The sequence below is a fragment of the Anaerorhabdus furcosa genome, from assembly GCF_900167375.1.
GTDB classification, from domain to species: Bacteria; Bacillota_I; Bacilli_A; order Erysipelotrichales; family Erysipelotrichaceae; genus Anaerorhabdus; species Anaerorhabdus furcosa.
This window is the reverse complement of the sequence record NZ_FUWY01000004.1, coordinates 163,396-185,480: the sequence shown is the minus strand read 5'-3', so window position 1 is coordinate 185,480 and position 22,085 is coordinate 163,396. Positions and strand designations below refer to the sequence as shown.

The 22,085-nt window shown below is 33.6% G+C and carries 18 protein-coding genes; 17 read left to right on the top strand and 1 reads right to left on the bottom strand.

Translation table 11 applies throughout. The features are described from left to right. The first annotated feature begins 78 nt into the window (after positions 1 to 78). The 17 genes from B5D14_RS07730 to B5D14_RS07655 all read left to right on the top strand — a co-directional run bounded on the left by B5D14_RS07730 (position 79) and on the right by B5D14_RS07655 (position 21,700). Positions 79 to 693, top strand: a complete 615-nt coding sequence (locus B5D14_RS07730; RefSeq protein WP_078712027.1) for a DedA family protein — start codon at positions 79 to 81, stop codon at positions 691 to 693. 1 nt (position 694) lies between these two features. After that, complete coding sequence (locus B5D14_RS07725) at positions 695 to 3,481, top strand: ATP-binding protein (RefSeq protein WP_078712026.1); 2,787 nt, start codon at positions 695 to 697, stop codon at positions 3,479 to 3,481. Positions 3,482 to 3,575: 94 nt separating this feature from the next. Continuing rightward, a complete protein-coding gene (rny, locus tag B5D14_RS07720) occupies positions 3,576 to 5,132 on the top strand; it encodes a ribonuclease Y (RefSeq protein ID WP_078712025.1) in 1,557 nt (518 codons plus the stop codon). After that, the gene (locus B5D14_RS07715; protein ID WP_078712024.1) at positions 5,132 to 5,911 is read left to right on the top strand and encodes a TIGR00282 family metallophosphoesterase; all 780 of its coding nucleotides are present in this window, start codon (positions 5,132 to 5,134) and stop codon (positions 5,909 to 5,911) included. Before rny ends, B5D14_RS07715 begins: the two co-directional genes overlap by 1 nt. A gap of 128 nt (positions 5,912 to 6,039) precedes the next feature. After that, on the top strand, positions 6,040 to 6,213 hold the full coding sequence (locus B5D14_RS07710) for a 4Fe-4S binding protein (protein ID WP_078712023.1): 174 nt from the start codon (positions 6,040 to 6,042) through the stop codon (positions 6,211 to 6,213). Positions 6,214 to 6,326: 113 nt separating this feature from the next. Further along, the gene (miaB, locus tag B5D14_RS07705) at positions 6,327 to 7,766 is read left to right on the top strand and encodes a tRNA (N6-isopentenyl adenosine(37)-C2)-methylthiotransferase MiaB (protein ID WP_143254414.1); all 1,440 of its coding nucleotides are present in this window, start codon (positions 6,327 to 6,329) and stop codon (positions 7,764 to 7,766) included. Between the two features lie 78 nt (positions 7,767 to 7,844). Beyond that, positions 7,845 to 9,509, top strand: coding sequence for a ribonuclease J (locus B5D14_RS07700; protein WP_078712021.1), 1,665 nt, complete (start codon positions 7,845 to 7,847; stop codon positions 9,507 to 9,509). A 16-nt stretch (positions 9,510 to 9,525) separates the two neighbouring features. Next, complete coding sequence (locus B5D14_RS07695) at positions 9,526 to 11,769, top strand: DNA translocase FtsK (RefSeq protein ID WP_078712020.1); 2,244 nt, start codon at positions 9,526 to 9,528, stop codon at positions 11,767 to 11,769. Between the two features lie 3 nt (positions 11,770 to 11,772). Then, entirely contained in the window at positions 11,773 to 13,272 is a 1,500-nt protein-coding gene (locus tag B5D14_RS07690; RefSeq protein ID WP_078712019.1) for a YjjI family glycine radical enzyme, read from the top strand. A 214-nt stretch (positions 13,273 to 13,486) separates the two neighbouring features. Then, positions 13,487 to 14,578 (top strand): BMP family lipoprotein, encoded by a 1,092-nt coding sequence (locus tag B5D14_RS07685; RefSeq protein WP_078712018.1) that lies wholly within the window; start codon positions 13,487 to 13,489, stop codon positions 14,576 to 14,578. Positions 14,579 to 14,704: 126 nt separating this feature from the next. Beyond that, positions 14,705 to 16,240 carry an ABC transporter ATP-binding protein gene (locus B5D14_RS07680; protein WP_078712017.1) on the top strand — a complete coding sequence of 512 codons (1,536 nt, stop codon included), beginning with the start codon at positions 14,705 to 14,707 and terminating at the stop codon, positions 16,238 to 16,240. Further along, positions 16,233 to 17,345, top strand: a complete 1,113-nt coding sequence (locus B5D14_RS07675; protein ID WP_078712016.1) for an ABC transporter permease — start codon at positions 16,233 to 16,235, stop codon at positions 17,343 to 17,345. The genes B5D14_RS07680 and B5D14_RS07675 overlap by 8 nt, the downstream gene beginning before the upstream one ends. Beyond that, positions 17,342 to 18,301 (top strand): ABC transporter permease, encoded by a 960-nt coding sequence (locus B5D14_RS07670; RefSeq protein ID WP_078712015.1) that lies wholly within the window; start codon positions 17,342 to 17,344, stop codon positions 18,299 to 18,301. Before B5D14_RS07675 ends, B5D14_RS07670 begins: the two co-directional genes overlap by 4 nt. Positions 18,302 to 18,423: 122 nt before the next feature. Then, the gene (locus tag B5D14_RS07665; RefSeq protein ID WP_078712014.1) at positions 18,424 to 20,187 is read left to right on the top strand and encodes an FAD-dependent oxidoreductase; all 1,764 of its coding nucleotides are present in this window, start codon (positions 18,424 to 18,426) and stop codon (positions 20,185 to 20,187) included. 74 nt (positions 20,188 to 20,261) lie between these two features. After that, the gene (locus B5D14_RS07660; RefSeq protein WP_078712013.1) at positions 20,262 to 20,822 is read left to right on the top strand and encodes a TetR/AcrR family transcriptional regulator; all 561 of its coding nucleotides are present in this window, start codon (positions 20,262 to 20,264) and stop codon (positions 20,820 to 20,822) included. Positions 20,823 to 20,986: 164 nt separating this feature from the next. Then, complete coding sequence (locus B5D14_RS12160) at positions 20,987 to 21,157, top strand: hypothetical protein (RefSeq protein ID WP_159443759.1); 171 nt, start codon at positions 20,987 to 20,989, stop codon at positions 21,155 to 21,157. Positions 21,158 to 21,262: 105 nt separating this feature from the next. Beyond that, on the top strand, positions 21,263 to 21,700 hold the full coding sequence (locus tag B5D14_RS07655; RefSeq protein WP_078712012.1) for a GNAT family N-acetyltransferase: 438 nt from the start codon (positions 21,263 to 21,265) through the stop codon (positions 21,698 to 21,700). Positions 21,701 to 21,748: 48 nt separating this feature from the next. Here the strand turns inward: B5D14_RS07655 and B5D14_RS07650 are convergent, their stop codons facing one another. After that, entirely contained in the window at positions 21,749 to 22,078 is a 330-nt protein-coding gene (locus tag B5D14_RS07650) for a single-stranded DNA-binding protein (protein WP_159443758.1), read from the bottom strand. Positions 22,079 to 22,085: the final 7 nt, after the last annotated feature.

Here is a 22,085-nt window from a genome sequence, read left to right as displayed (position 1 = left end):
TAAATTTAACAATTCTCATTTATCCATCTCTTGATTTTTAAATAAGGAATGATAGACTAGGTAAATGAGGTGAAATTAATGGAAGCATGGTTATTGGGGATCATTAATAGCTTTGGGTACTTTGGTGTTGCATTCTTAATTGCAGTAGAAAATATATTTCCACCTATTCCATCAGAAGTAATATTAACTTTTAGTGGATTTCTAACTACAAAGAGTGAGCTAACTCCCATAGGTGTTGTTATTGCTGCAACTATTGGAGCAATAGTTGGTGCAGTTTTACTTTATTATTTGGGTACTATTTTTTCTCAAGAAAGAATTGAATTTTTTATTGAGAGTAAGTGGGGCAAGTGGTTAGGATTTAAGAAACAAGATTTGGATAAAACACTCGCTTGGTTTGATAAGTGGGGTAAATATGGAACTCTATTTGGACGCTGTGTTCCCGTTGTAAGAAGCATCGTTTCGATACCTGCTGGTATGGCAAAGATGAAATTTTCAGAATTTTTGCTTTATACAACAATTGGAACATTAGCTTGGAATATACTTCTTGTCTTTCTTGGTGTAAAATTAGGACAGAATTGGGAAGAAGTTATTGTTTTCTTTGATACGTATACAAATGTTATGGTGGTATTATTTGGTATTGCTGCTATTGGCTTTGTTTATTTCTGGTTTAAGAAAATAAAAAATAGAGGATAAAATGTTTAAGAAATTGATAAAAGGTGTATTTTGTTTATTTAGTGTAATTTGTTTAATTACACCTTTTTTTGTATATGCAAATGCTAATGAAAAAAATGAGGCAATAATTATTGCTTGTGTTGAATCTGTAGATGAGCTTTATCAAAATACAAATGGCATAGTGAGTGGTTATATTCCTGAAATGATTGATATTTTGGATGAATACTTAGTAAGTGATGTCGAGTTTGTTTATATGACATGGGCAGATGCTATGGAAGCACTTAATCAACATCAAATTGACTTCATTTTTACTGGTTCAAATGTAGAAGAGCGAGAAGGTATATATGAATTTACAAAATTTCAAACTGGTTTGGAAAAAATGTATCTTTATACTTTACCAGAAAAAGCAATTTATTATGGTGATTATGAAGAAATCAATCATAAAAAAATTGGTATTTTAAGTTTTACTGCCTATGATACATTTTTTGAAATGTATACAGAGCGATTGGATTTGGAAACAGAAGTAATCTATTATGACCAAATTGAAGATTTGGAGCAAGCATTGGATAATAATGAAATTGATTTTATTGCATCTTCTAATATTTTTGATCATAAAGATTATCGCGTTGTATTAAACTATGGATCTAGCCCTTATTATGCAATGACATACAAAGACAATCCAAAACTAGATGAAATGGATTTTGCACTTCGCCAAGCTTACTCAGAAAAAAAACAAGATTTGGACGAATTGTATATAAAGTATTTTGAAAATGAGAAAATATACAATCCTCTTTTTACAAAGGAAGATAGTTTATATATTCAAGAAAAGAAATCTATCACGATAGGTTTATATGACAATAATTCACCACTGAGTGAGTGGGTTGATAATAATCCACATGGAATTCTTGTTGATATTCTAAATAAAGTAAGTCGGGTGTCTGGATTAGAAATTAACTATGTAAAAGCGGATAAAAAATTACTACCAGAGGAAAATATTAATCAACATCAATTGGATTTGCTTGTGTCTTTGGATACATCTTATCGTGATGAGCACTTAATGGGGAGTCTACCTATATTTACTTCTGATTATGTTGTTGTAAGCAAAGCGACAATTGAAAATTTTCCATTGCATGTCAAAGATATTGCAATTTATTTTGATGAAAATGAAATATTGGATTTATTTTCATCTGACTTTCCAAAAGCTACATCTACAATGTATGAGACACCCTATGAATGCTTATCTGCAGTGATGAGAGAAGATGTGGATATGGCACTTATTAATTCCTATGTATATAACTTTGAATTTAAGAATCCATACTTTAATGATTTAGAAGTCAAAACATACTATACAAAAAACATTGCGACAAATTTGGTGGGGTTAAAAGATGATAAGAGTCAACTTATAACAGTCGTTAATAAAGCGATTGATAGTGTAACTGAGGAAGATGTAAAACTCTTTATTTTAGCACACAGTAATCATGTAAACCGCAATATAACCTTGTATGATTATTTTTATCCTTATCGCTTGCCACTAATTATTATTGGAGTACTATCTGTTCTTTGTTTAGTGTTAGTTTATTTTGTAAGTAGGGTAAAAAGAAAAGAAGCGAATCAAAAAATAGAAATCCGTTCTGTTGAATTAGCAAACAAAACAAAGAGTAATTTCTTATCTCAAATGTCACATGAAATAAGAACACCAATGAATGCCATTGTAAACTTATCTGATTTAGCGATTACTGAAATTAAGAACCCAGAAAAGATGGAAGAGCGTCTAGAAGATATCAACCGTTCGAGTAAATACTTAGTTGCATTAGTAAATGATATTTTGGATATGTCGAAAATTGAAAGTAACATGATGTCACTTCATCCAACACCTACAAGTCTTGTGAATGTATATCGTACATGTGAAAAGATTTTAAATACACAACTAATGGAAAAAGAAATTCAACTTCACTTTTTTACAAACTTGTCTTCAAGTGTTTATCTTTTGGTCGATTCCCTTCGTTTCCAACAAATAATTATGAATATATTAACCAATGCCATTAAATTTTCTTATCCAAAGGGCAATATCAATGTGTCGTTAAAGAAAATTGAAGAAAATCAAAATAGAATGAAAATTGAATTAAAGATAAAAGATGAAGGAATTGGGATGTCAGAAGAATTTCTTCCATCACTCTTTAATCCATTTTGCCAAGAGAAAAGCAATCAAAGCGATATTACAGGAACAGGGTTAGGAATGAGTATCGTTAAAAGCTTGGTAGATTTAAACCAAGGTACAATTGAAGTAGAAAGTGCAAAAACTAAGGGAACTACATTCACGATGATTTTTGATTTCGATGTTGTTGATAAGGAACACGCAAACCAAGAAGCTATAGAATCAACAAATTATCACTTCAGTGATAAAAAGAAAGTTTTACTGGTAGAAGACAATGAATTAAATATAAAAGTAGCTAAAGCAATATTGGAAAAGGGTAATTATGAGGTTGATTGTGCTACAAATGGACTTGAAGGTGTACAAATGTTCGCAAAATCAGAGGTATTTACTTATGATGCCATTATTATTGATATCAAAATGCCAGTAATGGATGGAATCGAGGCGACGCGTGAAATTCGTTCGATTGTGCGTCAAGATGCAACAATTTTGCCAATCATCGCAATTTCTGCAGATATATTTGATGATGAAAGAAGACATGATTTGGATGAAATGATGTCAGGATATTTAAATAAACCAATCGAAGTAGAGCGATTATATGAGACATTGTATCAATTAATTACAAAGTATGATAAGACAAAAATGGGACTAAAATAGTCTCATTTTCACATTTGCTTGTGAAAACATGCATTATTATATATAATATAGGTGAAGTTTTACTTCAGTTTTAAAAAATAATGGAGGAATTATTATGAATGGATTTAATATTTCATCCATTTTGTCTGGTGTTATAGGGGTAGTGCTTGGAATTATCATAATGATAGTTGTAAGCAAAATAGGTTTAAATCGAGAAAAACAAAAAGCAAAATTGCTGATTGAAGAATCTTCAAGTAAAGCAGAAAGTATGCTTAGACAAGCAGCTTTGGATGGTAAGCAACAAGCTTATGAACTAAAGTTACAAGCAGAAAAAGAGCTTAAAGAAAAGAAAACAGAAATTCAAGAAATGGAAAACAAACTACTTCGTAGAGAAGATAGTATGAATTTTCGTGATGAAACTTTGTTAGCTAAAGAAAAACAAATTGAAGAGAAAAATTTAAATGTTACCGAAAAACTCAATAATCTAGAAAAGATGGAAAAAGAATTACAAGCTAGAATTGATCATCAAATCATTGTCCTTGAAACAGTAGCTCATATGAGTGAACAAGAGGCAAAGAAGGAATTAATGTCAGTTGTAGAAAAGAAAATGGAACAAGATGTTGCGGTATATATTCGTGATAAAGAAGATGAAGCAAAATCAAAAGCTTCTGAAAAAGCGAAGAATATCATTGCACTTGCTATTCAACGTTATGCTCAAGAGGAAACGATTGAACGTACAGTATCTGTTGTTGGTTTACCTAGTGAAGAAATGAAGGGTAGAATTATTGGTAGAGAAGGTCGTAATATTCGTGCAATCGAACAAATTACTGGAGTTGATCTAATCATTGATGATACACCTGAAACAATAACAATTAGTTGTTTTGATCCAATCCGTAGAGAAGTAGCTCGTTTAGCACTTGAAACTTTGATTCGTGATGGAAGAATTCAACCAGGACGTATTGAAGAGGTAGTGAATAAAGTTACGAAAGAAATGAATGAAACAATCCAAAAAACAGGTGAGGATGCAGTATTCAAACTTGGTATTGGTAAGATTGATAAAGAGATTGTTCGCTTATTAGGACGTCTTAAATACCGTTATAGTTATGGTCAAAATGTATTGCAACATAGCATGGAAGTAGCTCATTTATGTGGCATGATGGCAGCTGAACTTGGATTAAACCAAGCTTTAGCAAAACGTGCTGGGTTATTACATGATATTGGTAAAGCAATTGACTTTGAACAAGATGGTTCACACATGGAACTTGGAGCTAAAGTAGCTCGTAAATATGGTGAAAACGAAATCGTGATTAATTCAATTGAGTCACACCATGGAGATGTTGAACCTACTGGACTTATTTCTAACTTAGTTGCTGCAGCGGATGCATTAAGTGCTGCAAGACCTGGTGCTCGTTATGAGTCAATGGAAAACTATGTGAATCGTTTAGAGCAATTAGAAACACTTGCAAATCAATTTGAAGGTGTTGAACGTTCATTTGCAATACAAGCTGGTAGAGAAGTACGTGTTATGGTTATGCCTGAAAAGGTGGATGATATTCGTATGGTTAAGATTGCAAAAGATATCCGCGAAAAGATTGAGTCAGAGTTAACTTACCCTGGTCAAATTAAAGTAACATTGATTCGTGAAACACGAGTTAATGAATTAGCGAAATAATGAAAATCTTGTTTTTGGGCGATGTTGTTGGTTCTGTTGGAAGATCAATTGTGAATCAACACCTTAAACAAATTCAAGAAGATGAAAAGATTGACATAACAATATTAAATGGAGAAAATGCGGCGCATGGTAAAGGTATTACCAGCCGCATTTATCATCAGTTCATGTCGATTGGAGTAGATGTTATCACTTTAGGGAATCATGCATTCTCTAAAGGAGAACTTCTTACTACAATGGAAGAGTGTCCAAATCTTATTCGTCCAATGAATTTATTACCAGCGGATATAGGTAAAAGTGTACTTATTAAAGAAGTATGTGGTTTAAAAGTTGCGGTTATTAATCTATGTGGTGTTATTTTTCTAGATCGTGTGAATCGAACACCTTATGAATGCATGGATGAGTTACTTGAAACAGTAAATGCAGATATTTATTTTGTTGATTTGCATGCGGAAGCAACAGCAGAGAAACAAACATTCTGGCATAATTATCGTAATCGTGTACAAATAGTTGTAGGAACGCATACACATGTGCAAACAGCGGATGAGTGTGTTGTAAAAGGAAGTGCCTATATTACAGATGTAGGAATGTGCGGCGCTTATGATAGCATATTAGGACGTGATAAAGAAGAAGTACTTTCACATGTTGTACGTGGTGAATTTACCCACTATACTCCTGCAAAAGGAGATGGACTTCTTTGTGGAGTCATTATTGAAATTGATGAAGCTACCAAAAAAGCAACACAAATCAAACGTATTCAAATACGACCAACAGTAGATTAGAAAAGAGCAATTAGCTCTTTTTTTATTTTTTATAATCAAGAATGAATATCAATTAACCTTGCCTAACATATTGAGGTTGCGATTTCTTTATGCTATAATCTACTCAGTTAGAAAAAGGAGGCAATTCAATGGCAGTTACAGTAAATAAAGACACTTGTATCGGATGTGGTGCATGTGTAGGCGTTTGTCCAGTAGGAGCATTAAGCTTAGACGGAGACGGAAAAGCAACATGTGATGAAGGAACTTGTATTGATTGTGGTGCATGTGTAGGAACATGTCCTGTATCAGCAATTTCTCAATAATTTAATTCAAAAGAGCCAGAGAAATCTGGCTTTTATATTGCTTTGTTTATTTGATTAAAGTAGTAAAAAATGATATACTTCATTAGTATTTTTAGATGAGGAGAAACAAATTAATGCCCAAAGGAAATTATCAATTACCGTCATTAAAGGACGCAAAAATAAGAACCAGAGAAGCGGTGAAAATTGAACACACGCTTTTTAAGTTGCCAGAGACAACAAGAAACCTAGGTGTTGGTCGAAAATTCTATTTAAGAACCTATGGATGTCAAGCAAACGAACGTGATTCGGAGACAATTGTAGGAATTTTAGTAGCGATGGGATTTAGCCAAACTCAAAATGAAGAAGATGCAGATTTTATTTTATTGAATACTTGTGCGGTTCGTAAAAATGCGGAAGATAAAGTATTGGGTGAACTTGGAATGTTGAAGAAATTAAAGACAAGCAATCCTGATTTGATTTTTGGATTATGTGGATGCATGGCACAAGAAGAAGAAATTGTTCAACTTTTATTAAAGAAATATCCACAAGTTGACTTGATTTTTGGTACGCATAACATTCATCGTCTACCAGAACTTTTATATCAAACCATGATGAGCAAGGAAAGAACAGTCGAAGTGTACTCCAAAGAAGGAGACGTTATTGAAAATTTACCTGTTAAGCGTTTTGGGAAACATAAAGCTTGGGTTAATATTATGTATGGATGTGATAAGTTTTGTACGTATTGTATTGTTCCTTATACTCGTGGTAAGGAAAGAAGTCGTTTAATGAATGATATTTTGATTGAAATTCAAGAATTAAAGGATCAAGGATATAAAGAGGTTACACTGCTTGGACAAAATGTAAATGCATATGGAAAAGATTTGGGCATTGAATCGGGATTTGCGACATTACTTGATGAAGTAGCGAAGATTGGAATTCCAAGAGTTCGCTTTACTACATCACATCCTTGGGATTTTACTGACCAAATGATTGATGTGATTGCAAAACACGATAATGTCATGCCTGCAATTCACTTACCTGTTCAATCAGGAAATAGTGACATGTTGAAAATTATGGGTAGACGCTATACTAGTGAAGAATATCGTTCTTTGTATGATCGTATTATTACGAAAATACCAAATTGTACATTCTCAACAGATATTATTGTTGGTTTTCCAAATGAGACGGAAGAACAATTTCAAGACACTCTTGATATGGTTGATTATTGCAAATATGATCTTGCGTATACCTTTATCTATTCACCGCGTGAAGGAACACCTGCTGCCAATATGATTGATAATGTGCCAGCGGATGTTAAATCGGAAAGACTTCAACGTTTAAATGAAAAAGTAGGTCAATATTCAAATATGAATAATCAAAAGTATGTGGGTAAAGAAGTCAAGGTACTTGTGGATGGACTTAGTAAGAAGAATGATCAAGTTTATAGTGGTTATAGTGAAGAAAATAAACTGATTAATTTTACAGGTGAAAATATTCATGAGGGCGATATTGTGCGTGTTAAGATTACGGATGTAAAAAGTTGGTCGTTGAATGGGGAAGCAATTGAAGAGTAAACTGAAAGAGGGCTTTTCGTTGTATTGAATAGTCTTTTGAAGTATAATGAGTTAAAGGTTTAAAAGGAGAAAATTATAATGGATACTGTAAAAATCTTTGCCCTTGGAGGGTTGGATGAAGACGGGAAAAATATGTACTGTGTTGAAGTTAACGATTCTATTTTCGTTATCGAAGCAGGCTTAAAATATCCCGAAAATGGACAATTAGGAATTGAAATGATTATTCCTGATTTCAAATATTTAATAGAAAATAAGGATCGTGTTAAAGCAATCTTTATTTCACATGGTCATGATGATGTCATGGCTGCTTTACCAAACTTGGTAAAACAAATTCGAGTACCAATTTATACTGCACCACTTACTGCAGAAATATTGGAAAGAAGATTAAAAAAAGAAGGTGTACAAAACGCTGAAATTCATCGTATACAACGAAATTCATCATTTGAAATTAATGGAATTAATTGTAGAACTTTTGGTGTTACACAATCGATTGCGGATGGATTTGGTTTAGCGATTGAAACATCAAAGGGATATGTTGTGTATACTTCTGAATTTATTATCGACTATGATACTCAAAATGAAGCATTTAGAACAGATATTACACAATTCACAGATTTAAGTAAGAAAGGTGTTTTAGCACTACTTGCAGAATCTGTAGGTTCAACTCGTGTGGGGCATTCTGCACCACATCACCGCATTACTTCATTGATTGAAAATTATTTTGAAGATGCAGAGGGAAGAATCATGATTACAATGTATCATCAAAATCTATATCGAATTATCGAAGTGATTGAACTTGCGAATAAATATGGTAGAAAAATATTATTCTATGATGATGCATTAAGAGAATTATTAAAAGATGTTGAAAAGCTTGGCTATTATCATATACCTGCTGGTTTAGAATTACCTAAATCAAAATTTAATCAAGACATGGATAATGTTGTTGTACTAATTTCAGGGGATGGGGCTAATATCTTTAAGCGTGTTCATAAAATTGCGATTAAAGAAGATGATGTGTTGGAATTCAAACCATCTGATACCATCATCATTGCATCACCGGCAGTTCCAGGAACTGAACGCGAAGCAACAAAAATGGAAAATGATTTGTATAAAGAAGGTGCAAGAGTTTGTGCGGTGGATTCAAAACGTATGTTCTCTATGCATGCAGCAATTGAAGATTTAAAGATGATGATGTATTTATTACGTCCGAAATATTATATTCCAGTAAAAGGTGAGTATCGCCAACTAGTAACTAATGCGAACATTGCCCTATCAATGGGATATACTGCAGACAAGATACTTGTTTTAGATAATGGTCAAATTGCACTTTTTGAAGATGGTCGTTTATCAAAGAGTAGTGACTTTATTAAACTTGAAGATGTTTTTGTTGATGGTAAAGATAACTTAGATGCAAGTGGTATGGTCTTAAAGGATAGAGAAACACTATCAACTGATGGTGCAATAGTTGTAGGAATAGTTATTAACCACAAAACAAAAGAAGTAATTGGTGGACCAGATATTCAAAGTAGAGGGGTTATCTATTTGAAAGATGCTGACTACATCATGAAAGAAGTGGGTAATATTTTAGAAAACTGTATCATTGAAGCAGTTAAAGAAAAACGTTATGAAAATACTTCATGCCGCATGGATGCACGTGATCGTATTAGTAAATATGTAATGAAAGAAACAGGTAAGAAACCAATGATATTACCTGCAATTGTGGAAATAAATACGCAAGATTAAGTAAGGGGGACAAACCATGGCAAAGGCAAAAAAGAAAAAGAAAAAACAAGAGCCTAAAGACCAAGAGTTGTATATGTACATTATAAGTACAGCACTTATTGTGGTTTTATGTATTGCATTATTTAAATTTGGAATTGTCGGATTATTCTTAAATAATGTTGTACGTTATCTGTTTGGTGATTTCTATTATGCCGCTTGTATAATTGGAATTGTTTTAGCTACGATTATTTTAACGCATAAGAAAAAAGGTGTGGTAAACGCAAAGACGATCATTGCAGCATTGTGTATTCTCTTTGCGATTTTGCTTTGGTCTGCTACTCTAGTTGATCCAACTATTCAAGGTTTTGATATCTTGAAAACATTTGTTGAAAATACACCGAATTATTTTAAAGAAACAGCTACCATACCTGCTTATGGTGGTTTCTTTGGTGCATTCCTCTATTCAATGACATCTGTCTTAATTGCGAAAGAAGGAACTTGGATTTTATCCATTGCCTTAGTTATCTTGGCACTAATTTTAATTCTTTCTTTGGATAGTTTTAAAGAAGCGATAGCTTCAATCAAAAATTTCTTTGAACTTAAGAATCAATGGCGAGAAGATGAAGAAGAATATGAATATGTCGAGGTAGAAGAAAAAATTGAAGAAGAGGATGAAGAAATATTTCCTCAGCCAAAAATGATTGGTAAATTAGATCCAAAACAAAAGAAATCAATTTTTGTGGATGTAGAGAAAAAGGGAAATGTGGTTGAAAATAAACCTCAAGAAAAGAAGGTAACAACGACAACCAATTATGAGATAACACCAACTCAAGTAGAAAAACAAATGAGAAGTGGGAAATCTTATCGATTACCACCACTTTCTTTACTTCAACCGATAGGACCAAAACAAAGAAGTAATTTGAATCAAGTGGCTGCTACTGAAAAAGGACAACGCTTGATTGAAATATTAGGAAATTTCGATATTGATGCTGAACTAATCGCAACTCATATTGGACCTGCTGTTACAAAATTCGAAGTGAAACCAGAATCAAATGTAAAAGTAAGTAAAATTAATAGTGTATCTGATAATATCAAAATGGAATTAGCTGCACGAGATATTCGTATTGAAGCACCAATTCCAGGACGCAATGCGGTAGGAATTGAAATACCAAATGTGGAACCTACAGCAGTAAGAATGATTGAATTAATTAAGTCTGTTCCAAATGAATTAAAAGATGTGAAAACATTATTTGTATTAGGAAAAGATTTGATGGGAAAACCAGTATATTGTAACTTACATAAAATGCCACATTTACTGATTGCTGGTGCAACTGGTTCTGGAAAGTCAGTTTGTATGAATACAATCATCACTTCATTCTTATTAAGAACTACACCAGATGAAGTCAAGTTATTATTAATTGATCCAAAGAAAGTAGAATTTACACCTTATCAAAAAATACCACACTTAATTGGCCCAGTAATTAGTGATGCAGCTGAAGCTGCAAGAGCACTTAAAGTTGTTGTGTTGATGATGGAAGAAAGATATGAAATCTTCTCTAAAACACAAGTGAGAAATATTGATAGTTACAATGAGAAGATTAAAAATTTCCCTGATGAAAAACTTCAAGCAATGCCTTATGTTGTTGTTATTATAGATGAGTTAGCAGATTTAATGGCAATTGCAGGTAAAGAAGTTGAGTTAAGCATTCAACGAATTACACAACTTGCTCGTGCTGCTGGAATACATTTGATTGTTGCAACACAAAGACCAAGTACAGATGTTATTACTGGAATTATTAAAGCAAATATTCCATCACGCATTGCCTTTAGTGTTTCAAGTGGAATTGACTCAAGAACAATTTTAGATCACATTGGAGCAGAACGCTTGCTTGGTAATGGTGATATGTTGTATCTTCCTATTGGAGAACCAAGCGCAATTCGTTTGCAAGGGGTCTATGTAACTGACGATGAAGTTCATAAAATTTCTGAGTATTGTTCAAGTCAAGACATTCCCCACTATGAAGATGCCTTTATTCGATTGGAGGGAGTTGACAACAATGAATCAACTTCTGTATTGAAAATTGAAGATGATCCGATGTATGATGAAGTAAAGGAATATGTCATTGATGTTCAAAAAGCATCAACGTCATTGTTGCAACGCCGATTTGGTATTGGATATAATCGTGCTGCACGTATGATTGACTTATTGGAAGAACGTGGAATTATTGGACCTGCACAAGGTTCTAAACCTCGAGACGTTTACATGAAAAAGGAGGATTAACGTATGGGTGAAGCTCTAAAAATTATTACTGATAAAACATTAACCTATAATCAACAACTAGTTCAATTAGCAAAATTGGGAGAAAATACAGATCATACATTAGTAATTAGCCCTGAATTAAAGAAGGCTAAAAAAGATGCGATTATTTGTGATCTTGGAGAAGGTAATGCACCATTTAGACCAAGATATATTTGTCCTGATTACTCAATTTTAATGAAAAAAGGAAGTGAATTTTTAGGATTAAGTAAACCTAAAGATTTATGGGAAGCATGTAATAGTTTATTAATTATGTATAAACATGTTCCATCAATTACTACATTCCCAGTTTATCTTGGTGATTTGGATGTTTTACTTGAACCATTTGTAAAGAAAATGGATCGAAGTGAGGCAAAGAAATGCTTGAAACTATTCTTAACTCATATTGATCGTACATTGACAGATTCATTTGTTCATGCTGATATTGGTCCAAAAGATACAACAACAGGAAGAATCATTTTAGAGTTAACAGAAGAAATGCAACTTGCAATTCCTAACTTAACATTAAAATATGATCCAAAACTTACAAGTGATGAATTTGGTATCTTATGTGCTAAGTGCATGATGAAAACAGCAAAACCATCATTTGCAAATTATAAAATGTATGCAAAAGATTGGGGCAAAGATTTCGCAATTGCTTCATGCTATAACGGACTTAAAATTGGTGGAGGTGGATTCACATTACCTCGTTTAAGAATGTATGAAATGGCTAAGAAGGCAAAATCACCTGAACAATTTATAAAAGAAACATTACCTTTCTATACAAAACTTATCTTAAAAATGATGGATGATCGTATTGGCTTCATTGTTGAAACAAGTAATTTCTTCAAAGTTAATTTCTTAGTAACTGAAGGATTTGTAGAGTTAGATAAGTTTACAGGTATGGTGGGTATGGTTGGACTTGCAGAATGTGTTAACCATTTACTAAAAATAAAAGATCCAGCAAACGGTTATGGTAATAATCCTGAAGCTGATAAACTTGGACAAAAAATTATGGACAAGCTTGAAGGCTTAGTTGCTAAACACAAATCAAAATATGCAGCAGCATTTGATCATCACTATCGTTTGCATGCTCAAGTTGGAATTGATACTGATGGTAGAGAAAACTCTCCAGGAGTACGTATTCCAGTTGGAAGCGAACCTGAAATGATTGAACAAATTAAACATGCATGTATGTTCCATAAGTATTTCCCTACAGGAGTTGGTGATATCTTCAAGTTTGAAGAAACTTGGGCTAAGACACCTGAAGCTTTACTTGACGTAATCAAAGGTGCATTAAACAATGGTATGCGCTACTTCTCAGGTTACCTTGCAAACAATGATGTTGTACGTGTTACAGGATATCTTGTTAAACGTAGTGAACTTGAAAAACTTGATAAAGGTCAACAATCACTAAACAATGTTTCAGTATTTGGTAAAGGTGCTCGTGATACTTCAGCTGCCCTTGATCGTAGAATTAATAAATAGACAACTTCGGTTGTCTTTTTTAATTTCTAAAATGATGATACGTGATACTCAAAAAGATGTATTCTCTCTATTGAAAATAAGGAGAAAATAATGTAAATTTTCATGTAAAAATCGCACTAAGTTTTCACGATTTTATAATGGGTTCATTTGACAATTCATACTATAGAGGTTAATATTTTTATAGGCAAAAAAAGCCATAAACGGAGGAAAAGAAATGAAAAAAGTCTTTAAAAGCGCTTTAGTTCTTCTTCTTGCTGGTGCGATGATTGCAGGATGTTCAAGTAAACCTGCTGCAACTGCTACACCAACACCTGAAGGAGACGGAGGAAAAACTGCAACAACTTGTCCAGTTAAAATTGGTTTAGTTACTGATACTGGTGGAGTTGATGACAAATCATTCAATCAATCAGCTTGGGAAGGTTTAGTTGCTTATGCTGAAGAAAATGGTTTCTCTACTGAAAAAGGTGTTTGTATTGATTACTTACAATCTACATCAGATGCAGACTATATTCCTAACTTATCAACTTTCGCTGACGAAGGATTTGATTTAGTTATCGCAGTAGGATATTTATTCCAAGAAGCTATCGATACAGTTTCTGCTAACTATCCAGACAAAAACTTCTTATTTATCGATTCAGTTTCAGAAAATGCAAATGTTATGAGTGCTGTATATAATGCTGAACAAGGTTCATACCTTGTAGGTATTGCTGCAGGTCTTGAAGCTAAAGCTAACGGTTCTAACAAAGTTGGATTCGTTGGTGGTATGGAAGGTGACTTAATTGGTGCGTTCCAAGCTGGTTATGAACAAGGTGTTCTTGCTGCTAACCCAGATGCAACAATTTATGTTGACTATGCTGATTCATTCAGTGATGATTCAAAAGGTCAAGCATTAGCTGTTAAACAATACGATGCTGGTGCTACAGTAATTTACCAAGCTGCTGGAGCTGCTGGTAATGGAGTTATCAAAGAAGCTAAAGAACGCGGTGGTGTTTGGGCTATCGGTGTTGATAAAGACCAATACAAAGATGGAGAAGTTGATGGAAAATCAATTATCTTAACATCAATGATTAAACGTGTAGACATTTCTACAAAAACAGCTGCACAAGCAATCCTTGAAGGCAAATTCCAAGGTGGGCCAGTTGTATTCAATCTTGAAAACGAAGGTGTTGGAGCTGAACTTTCAACAGGACGTAATTTAAGTGATGAAACAATTAAAGCTATCGAAGAATATGCTACAAAGATTAAAGGCGGAGAAATCGAAGTTAGTGCTGTTCCTGTAATTGCAAACGGAGCTTCTAACAAATAGTTTATGTGCTACGAGGTACTCGAAAGAGTACCTTTTTTTTGCAATTTGGGGTTTTTTAATTGCAACAATTAATGGTATAATTATTCTAGATTTGTAAGCGGTTAGCTTACTAGTAAGGGGTATCAAATGGATTATGCTATTGAAATGCTTAACATAACCAAAGACTTCCCAGGCATACGTGCAAATGATAATGTTACATTAAAAGTTGAACGTGGTACAATACATGCTTTGTTGGGTGAAAATGGTGCAGGTAAATCTACACTAATGTCGATTTTATTTGGTTTGTATGAGCCAACTGAAGGAATCATTAAAGTTAATGGGAAAGAAGTAAAAATAACTAATCCCAATGTTGCTAATGATTTGGGTATAGGGATGGTTCACCAACACTTTAAGTTGGTACATAATTTTACTGTTACTGAAAATATTATATTAGGTAGTGAACCTAAAACTAAGTTTGGAACTGTTGATACAAAAACAACAGCGAAACGTATTGATGAACTATCGAAGAAATATGGATTTGATATAGATCCATCACAAAAGATAGAAGATATTACAGTAGGGATGCAACAACGTGTAGAAATATTAAAGATGTTGTATCGTAATGCAGATATATTAATTTTTGATGAACCAACTGCGGTTTTAACACCACAAGAAATTGATGAGTTAATCGCAATTATGAAAAGCTTAGCGGCAGAGGGTAAAACAATTATTCTAATTACGCATAAGTTAAAAGAAATTAAAGCAGTTGCAGATAAGTGTACAGTACTTCGAAGAGGTAAATTTATTGCTGAAGTTGAAGTAAGCAAAACATCTGAAAAAGAAATGGCTGAGTTGATGGTTGGTCGTGAGGTTGATTTTAAAATTCATAAACCAGAAATTCAACTTGGTAATAAAGTTTTAGAGATTAAAGATTTATGTGTTAAAAATACACGTGGTACACGTGCTGTAGAAAATTTCTCTTTATCTGTTCGATCTGGTGAGATTGTAGGTATTGCAGGTATTGATGGTAATGGTCAAAAAGAATTAGTAGAAGCAATTACAGGGTTGTGCCCAATTACGTCAGGTACTTTAATTCTTAATGGTAAAGATGTATCAGGATTTTCAATCAAGAAACGTATTGATTCGGGAATTGGACATGTTCCAGAAGACCGTCATAAACACGGTTTGATTCTTGATTTCAAATTAAAAGAAAATTTTATTATTCATGGATACAATACTGAACAATTTAGTAAAAATGGAATTCTTAATTTTACAAAGATTGATCAATATGCAGATAAATTAATTAATGAATTTGATGTACGTAGCGGACAAGGTAAAGAAACTATTACGCGTTCAATGTCAGGTGGAAACCAACAAAAAGCAATTATTGCTCGTGAAATTGACCGTAGTCCAGATTTATTAATTGTTGTTCAGCCAACTCGTGGTCTTGATGTTGGTGCAATTGAATACATTCATAGTCGTATTGTAAATGAAAGAAATGCTGGTAAAGCAGTATTACTAGTTTCATTTGAATTAGATGAAATCTTAGGCTTAAGTGATCGTATTGCAGTTATGTACAATGGTGGTATTACTGGTATTGTTAATGACAAAGAAACGGATGAAAAACAACTTGGTCTAATGATGGCTGGATCTAAAATTGAGGGGGTAAGTGATCATGAGTAAGAAAAACGAAAAAATCATTATCCCATTAATAGCAGTTGGTTTAGGAATTTTAGTGGGAATGATTATCTTACTTTTATCAGGTAAAGATATAGCAACTCTATTTGCAGGACTTGTAAAAGGGTTAACAGGATATGATATGTTAAAAGCAGGATCTGCAGTTAATCTTCGATATCCAGGAGAATTCCTAGTAAGTACAATGCCAATTATCTTAACTGGATTATCAATTAGCTTTGCTTATCGTACAGGTATGTTTAATATCGGGTGTGAGGGTCAAGTTATTATGGGTAGTTTAGTAAGTTGTATGGTTGCAATTTTAGTGCCTATGCCTAATTTTATTGCTGTTGTAGTTTGTATCATAGTGGGTGGAATTGCTGGAGCTCTTTGGGCTTTTATTCCAGGATTACTTAAATCGAAATTTAATATTTCAGAAGTAGTAACAGGGATTATGTTAAACTATACAGCTTTATATGGTGCAAACTATTTCTTGCGTGCATTACCTGGATCAAGTGCACAAAGAACAGTGAATATTCCAGAGAATGCAATGCTTGGAAGTGAACTGTTTAAACAAATCACAAATAATTCTCGTTTCCACTGGGGATTTATTATCGTGATTATTGCAGTTGTTCTGTTTTGGTTTATTATTGAAAAAACATCATTTGGTTATTCATTACGTGCAACAGGATTTAATAAAGAAGGTGCACGTTATGCTGGAATTAAAGTTAATAAGAGTATCATTTTATCAATCATGATTTCTGGTTTCCTTGCAGGAATTGCAGGGGCTATCGTAGTACAAGGTACTTTCGGTTATGGACGTGTTATGGTTGCGATGGATAACTATGGATTTGATGGAATTGCAGTTGCTTTAGTTGGTGGATGTACAGCGTTGGGTGTTACGTTTGCGGGAATGTTATTTGGATTATTAAAAGTAACGCAACCACTACTTCAAACATTCGGAGTTCCAAAAGAAATTGGAGAAATTATCTCAAGTTCAATCGTATTCTTCGTTGCACTACAATATGCAATTCAATATTATCTGCTTAAATTTACATCAGGTAAGAAAAAGAAAAAACAAGAGTTACAACCACAAGGAGGTGATGTGAAATGAGTTTAATTATTTCTATGTTTCCATCAGTACTCATGATTGCAGCACCAATTATCATTTGTGCTCTAGGTGGTCTATTCTCAGAACGTTCAGGTATCGTAAATATCGCTCTTGAAGGAATTATGATGGTTGGAGGTTTTGCAGGCGCAACTGTTTGTGTTCTTCTTGAAACAAATCCAGCACTAGGTCCTTATGCGGGTTGGATTGGGCTTGTAGCAGGTTTAGTAGCAGGAGCTCTTTATTCAATTCTGCTTGCTGTTTCAACAATCAACTTCAAAGCGGATCATACAATTGCAGGTACAGCGCTTAACTTACTTGCAGGTGGTATTACAATTTACTTGTGCCAAATTATCTTTAATCAACAAAGAACACAATCATTTGCAAAAGGAATTTCAAAAGTAAAAGCAGTTCCAATACTATCCGATATTCCTATTCTTGGTGATATGATGTTTAAAAATATTTATCCAACAATTTTCTTAGCGGTAATCCTTGTATTCATTGTTTACTTCGTTGTATTCAAAACACCTTTTGGATTACGACTTCGCTCATGTGGTGAAAATCCACAAGCAAGTGCTTCAATGGGTATCAACGTATATAAGATGAGATATGCAGGTGTCATCCTATCAGGTTGTCTTGGTGGATTAGCAGGTGCTGTCATGGTTCTTACTTCAGGTGTTCAATACACAATCGCTTCAATTCATGGAGTAGGGTTCATTTCAATTGCAGCATTAATCTTTGGTAAATGGAATCCATTTGGAGTTCTTGGTGCAGCCATTTTCTTTGGTTTCTCATCAGCACTAGGTGTTTATGCAAGTATGATTCCAATACTTAATAAACTACCGTCGGAATTCTTCGCATGTATTCCTTATGTATTCACAATCATTGCCCTAATTGTATTTAGTGGTAAAACAGTGGGACCTAAGGCGGCGGGAGAAATCTACGATTCTGGTAAACGATAACAAGAAGGAGTTAGTTCTAAACTAACTCTTTTTTAATACTTAATTTGAACTTGTGCTTGAATTAACAAGTGAATTGATTTATCATATTAAAAGTAGACCGGTCGTCTACAAAGGGGGATGACATGAAAAAAATTATTTCTTTATTACTTTCATTGTTGTTGATTGCTGGGTGTAATACACCAACAAATAACAATGATTCAATGAAGGCAGGTACTTATACTGCCTCAGCAGCAGGTTATCATGGTGATATTACAATTGCGGTAACTGTTGATAGTGGCAGTATTAAGTCAATTGAAGTAACAGATGAAAATGAAACAGAGGGTATTGGGAAAGCGGCTTTACCTAGTTTAGTAGAGCAAGCTGTAAAGGATCAAACCGTTGAAGTTGATGTAGTAACAGGTGCAACAATTACATCAGAAGGATTTAAGGTAGCATTAAAGGATGCGATGACACAAGCGGGAGCAGACTTATCGAAGTTTTCAAATGCTAGTGGAAATGAGAGTATTGAACAAGTAGAAGAAACAACTGATGTTGTTGTCGTAGGTGGTGGGGTTGCAGGATTATCTGCTGCTTTAACAGCACAACAACAAGGAAGGAAAGTTATTTTAGTTGAAAAAATGAACATTGCGGGTGGTGCATCTGCAATGGCAGGAGCAGGTACAACTGCAACTGGTAGTAAATGGCAACAAGAGGACGGTTATAAAGATTCTCCTGAATCATTAAAGGAAGATATGCTAAAAAATGGTCACAACTACAATGATGAAGCTACTCTTGATATCTTTGTCAATACTGTAGGTGCGGCATTTGATTGGATCGTAAGTGAAGAGGGTGCTCATGTTCCTTATGTACGTACTGAGGGTGGAGGAAGAACATATTCTGCTGAAGGAAGAGGAGCAGGTGTTGTAACTAGCCTGACAAACTCTTTTACTGAAGGTGGAGGTACTCTTTACTTAGGAACAAAGGGAACTGAACTTATTGTAGAAGATAACGTTGTAAAAGGTATTAAGGCAACTGCAAAGGGTAAAGAATATACAATACATGCAGATGCAGTTATCTTAGCAACAGGTGGTTTTGGAAACAATGATGAAATGATTCCAGAAGAAATTCAAAATGAATATGTATATGCAGGTGCAGCTGGTGCAGATGGTGATGGATTAAAGATGGCAGAGGCAGTTGATGCAGCTACAATCAATATGGAATTCATCAATGTTCAACCAAATAGTATTGTTATGCCAAGCGGTCTTGGACAATATACAAATCCTGGTGTTGGTAAAGCTTACGCAGTAGGAGGAGCATTCTTAGTAAATGAAAATGGTGAACGTTTTACTAACGAACAAGGCAATGCATATGATTTAATTCAAGCAATGAAAGTAAACAAAGCAAACTACTTAATTCTAAATGAAGAAGCATTCAATGCATTCAATGAAGGAATGATGGCTAGTAAAATTTATAGCGAAGATGATGTAAAAGAATGGTTAGCAAATGCAGGAGTTTCAAATCCAGTCATGATTGAAGGAAAAACACTTGCTGATTTAGAAACAAGTCTTTCTTTACCAGGGGGATCACTTAATGCATCTGCCGAGAAATTTGATGCAAGTGTAAAACAAGGTAAAGATGAATATGGTCGTGAATTAAAGGGTGAAATCACAACAGAAGGGCCTTATTATGCAATTCAAATGTGGTTACGTTATTATGCAACATTGGGTGGTTTAAAAATCAATGACAACATGCAAGTAGTCAATACAAAGAATGAACCAATTCAAGGTTTATATGCAGCAGGAGAAGTTGTTGGTGGTCTTGAAGGAGATATCTACTATGGTGGATCATTATTTGGATGGGCTGTTACAAGTGGTCATAATGCTGGTTTAAGTGTAATTGAAGAATAAAGTAATAAACCATGAATTCAGATGAATTTGTGGTTTTTATTTCGTAATTTTTTATTTTCTTGTATAATGGAATTATGAATAAAAAAGAAATGATCATACAGCATGCGGCTTATTTATTTTCAGAAAGAGGCTACTATGGAGTTGGACTTACAGAACTGCTGAAAGTTTGTGAGATTCCAAAAGGAAGTTTTTATTATTATTTTCCAGATGGTAAAATCCAACTGATTAAAGAGGTTTTAGATGCAAGTTACATTCAAATGAAAACTGGCATAGAAAACTCTCATTTTAAGAATGAGACAAATCCCCTCAAAGCATTTGAAAATATGGCTGACTTCTTGGCTGCAAACGTTGAAAAAAGATCTTACTTCAGTTCCTTGTTATTAACAATGATATCCATTGAATCTGTCTATCTTGATGAAGATGTCAACCAAACATGCAAACATATTTATGATGAATGGCAAGCATTATATGCCCAAAAATTTTTCGACTTTGGTTATTCAAAAGAAGAGTCTTATGAAAAAGCACAAGCTGTATTTGCACTGATTCATGGTTCTATGATTTCATCTTGGATTAAGAAGGATTCAAGCGACTTAAAGATGATTAAAAAATCTTTAGCACGTATTATTGAAAAATGATTGATACAATGACTTTCACTAAGGAAGTCATTTTTTAATACGAAAATGAGATAAAATGGCAGGATAATTGCTATTTGTTTCAAAAATATGTAAAATTTACAGAAAACTATTGAAATAAATTTACATTTGCGTTACACTATGTTCATTCTTAGGAGGAAAAAAGTATGAAAGAGTTTAATGGTATTGAAGAATTAGAAATGTTTCAAGTAGAAGATGAAGTTAAGGAGTATTCAAGTTTAACTGAATTGTTAAATGATAACTCAAACAAAAAATCTATGGAAAACCAAACTTTCAATAGTTTGAGTTCACTTTTTTCTGCCCGACGTAGCTTCTAAGAAAACTACAAAAAAGAATAAAACAATCTATTAAATAAGGAAGCAATGCTTCCTTATTTTATTTCTTATATGATATAGTAAGGATAATAAAGTTGAGGTAGAACTATGGAATTAGTGATAAAGAAATTTGAAGAGTTAACAATCTATGAATTGTATGAAATATTAAAATTAAGAACTGATGTCTTTGTTGTTGAACAAAATTGTCCGTATCCTGAAGTGGATAATAAAGACCAATTTGCATATCATGTTTATTTAAAAGATGATGAGGGTATTCAAGCTTATTTAAGAGTTCTTGAAGCGGGTATCTCCTATGAGGATGTTTCTATTGGACGTGTAATTTCTAAACAAAGAAGAACAGGTTTAGGTACAACCTTAATTAAGGCAGGAATTGATGTTGCAAAAAATAAGTATAATGCTTCACAAATTAAAATAGAAGCACAAACCTATGCTAAAACATTCTATGAAAATGTTGGCTTTGTTCAAAGTAGTGAAGAATTTCTGGAGGATGGAATTCCTCACATTGAAATGATTTTAAGTTTATAACGATATAATAGGTTCGGAGATCCGAACCTTTTTTATGCAAACGAAGTATTAATCTTTTGAGTCTCTTGATAAGAATGATACTTTCTCTGCAATAACTTCTGCATTGTAATAAGTGACATCGTTGTTAGCGCTATGAACATTTGCTTGAAGTCTACCACGAACTCCAATCAATGATCCAGGAGTACAAATTGACATGCATTCCTCAGCAACACCACGCCAGAGTGTAATACTGAATGTATCAATGTCAACTTCACCGTTAGCATTTCTAAATCCTCGCTCTACATCAAGTAACAAGGTTGCATTTGCGATACCATTTGCTGTTTTTTTAATAACTGGCATCTCTTTAACTTTTCCTACCAATACACATTGATTTAACATAAAACCC

Excerpts from the sequence above, each read along its gene's own strand:
- B5D14_RS07730 (WP_078712027.1), top strand. The coding sequence starts at position 79 with ATGGAAGCATGGTTATTGGGGATCATTAATAGCTTTGGGTACTTTGGT.
- B5D14_RS07725 (WP_078712026.1), top strand. The coding sequence starts at position 695 with ATGTTTAAGAAATTGATAAAAGGTGTATTTTGTTTATTTAGTGTAATT.
- rny (WP_078712025.1), top strand. The coding sequence starts at position 3,576 with ATGAATGGATTTAATATTTCATCCATTTTGTCTGGTGTTATAGGGGTA.
- B5D14_RS07715 (WP_078712024.1), top strand. The coding sequence starts at position 5,132 with ATGAAAATCTTGTTTTTGGGCGATGTTGTTGGTTCTGTTGGAAGATCA.
- B5D14_RS07710 (WP_078712023.1), top strand. The coding sequence starts at position 6,040 with ATGGCAGTTACAGTAAATAAAGACACTTGTATCGGATGTGGTGCATGT.
- miaB (WP_143254414.1), top strand. The coding sequence starts at position 6,327 with ATGCCCAAAGGAAATTATCAATTACCGTCATTAAAGGACGCAAAAATA.
- B5D14_RS07700 (WP_078712021.1), top strand. The coding sequence starts at position 7,845 with ATGGATACTGTAAAAATCTTTGCCCTTGGAGGGTTGGATGAAGACGGG.
- B5D14_RS07695 (WP_078712020.1), top strand. The coding sequence starts at position 9,526 with ATGGCAAAGGCAAAAAAGAAAAAGAAAAAACAAGAGCCTAAAGACCAA.
- B5D14_RS07690 (WP_078712019.1), top strand. The coding sequence starts at position 11,773 with ATGGGTGAAGCTCTAAAAATTATTACTGATAAAACATTAACCTATAAT.
- B5D14_RS07685 (WP_078712018.1), top strand. The coding sequence starts at position 13,487 with ATGAAAAAAGTCTTTAAAAGCGCTTTAGTTCTTCTTCTTGCTGGTGCG.
- B5D14_RS07680 (WP_078712017.1), top strand. The coding sequence starts at position 14,705 with ATGGATTATGCTATTGAAATGCTTAACATAACCAAAGACTTCCCAGGC.
- B5D14_RS07675 (WP_078712016.1), top strand. The coding sequence starts at position 16,233 with ATGAGTAAGAAAAACGAAAAAATCATTATCCCATTAATAGCAGTTGGT.
- B5D14_RS07670 (WP_078712015.1), top strand. The coding sequence starts at position 17,342 with ATGAGTTTAATTATTTCTATGTTTCCATCAGTACTCATGATTGCAGCA.
- B5D14_RS07665 (WP_078712014.1), top strand. The coding sequence starts at position 18,424 with ATGAAAAAAATTATTTCTTTATTACTTTCATTGTTGTTGATTGCTGGG.
- B5D14_RS07660 (WP_078712013.1), top strand. The coding sequence starts at position 20,262 with ATGAATAAAAAAGAAATGATCATACAGCATGCGGCTTATTTATTTTCA.
- B5D14_RS12160 (WP_159443759.1), top strand. The coding sequence starts at position 20,987 with ATGAAAGAGTTTAATGGTATTGAAGAATTAGAAATGTTTCAAGTAGAA.
- B5D14_RS07655 (WP_078712012.1), top strand. The coding sequence starts at position 21,263 with ATGGAATTAGTGATAAAGAAATTTGAAGAGTTAACAATCTATGAATTG.
- B5D14_RS07650 (WP_159443758.1), bottom strand. The coding sequence starts at position 22,078 with ATGTTAAATCAATGTGTATTGGTAGGAAAAGTTAAAGAGATGCCAGTT.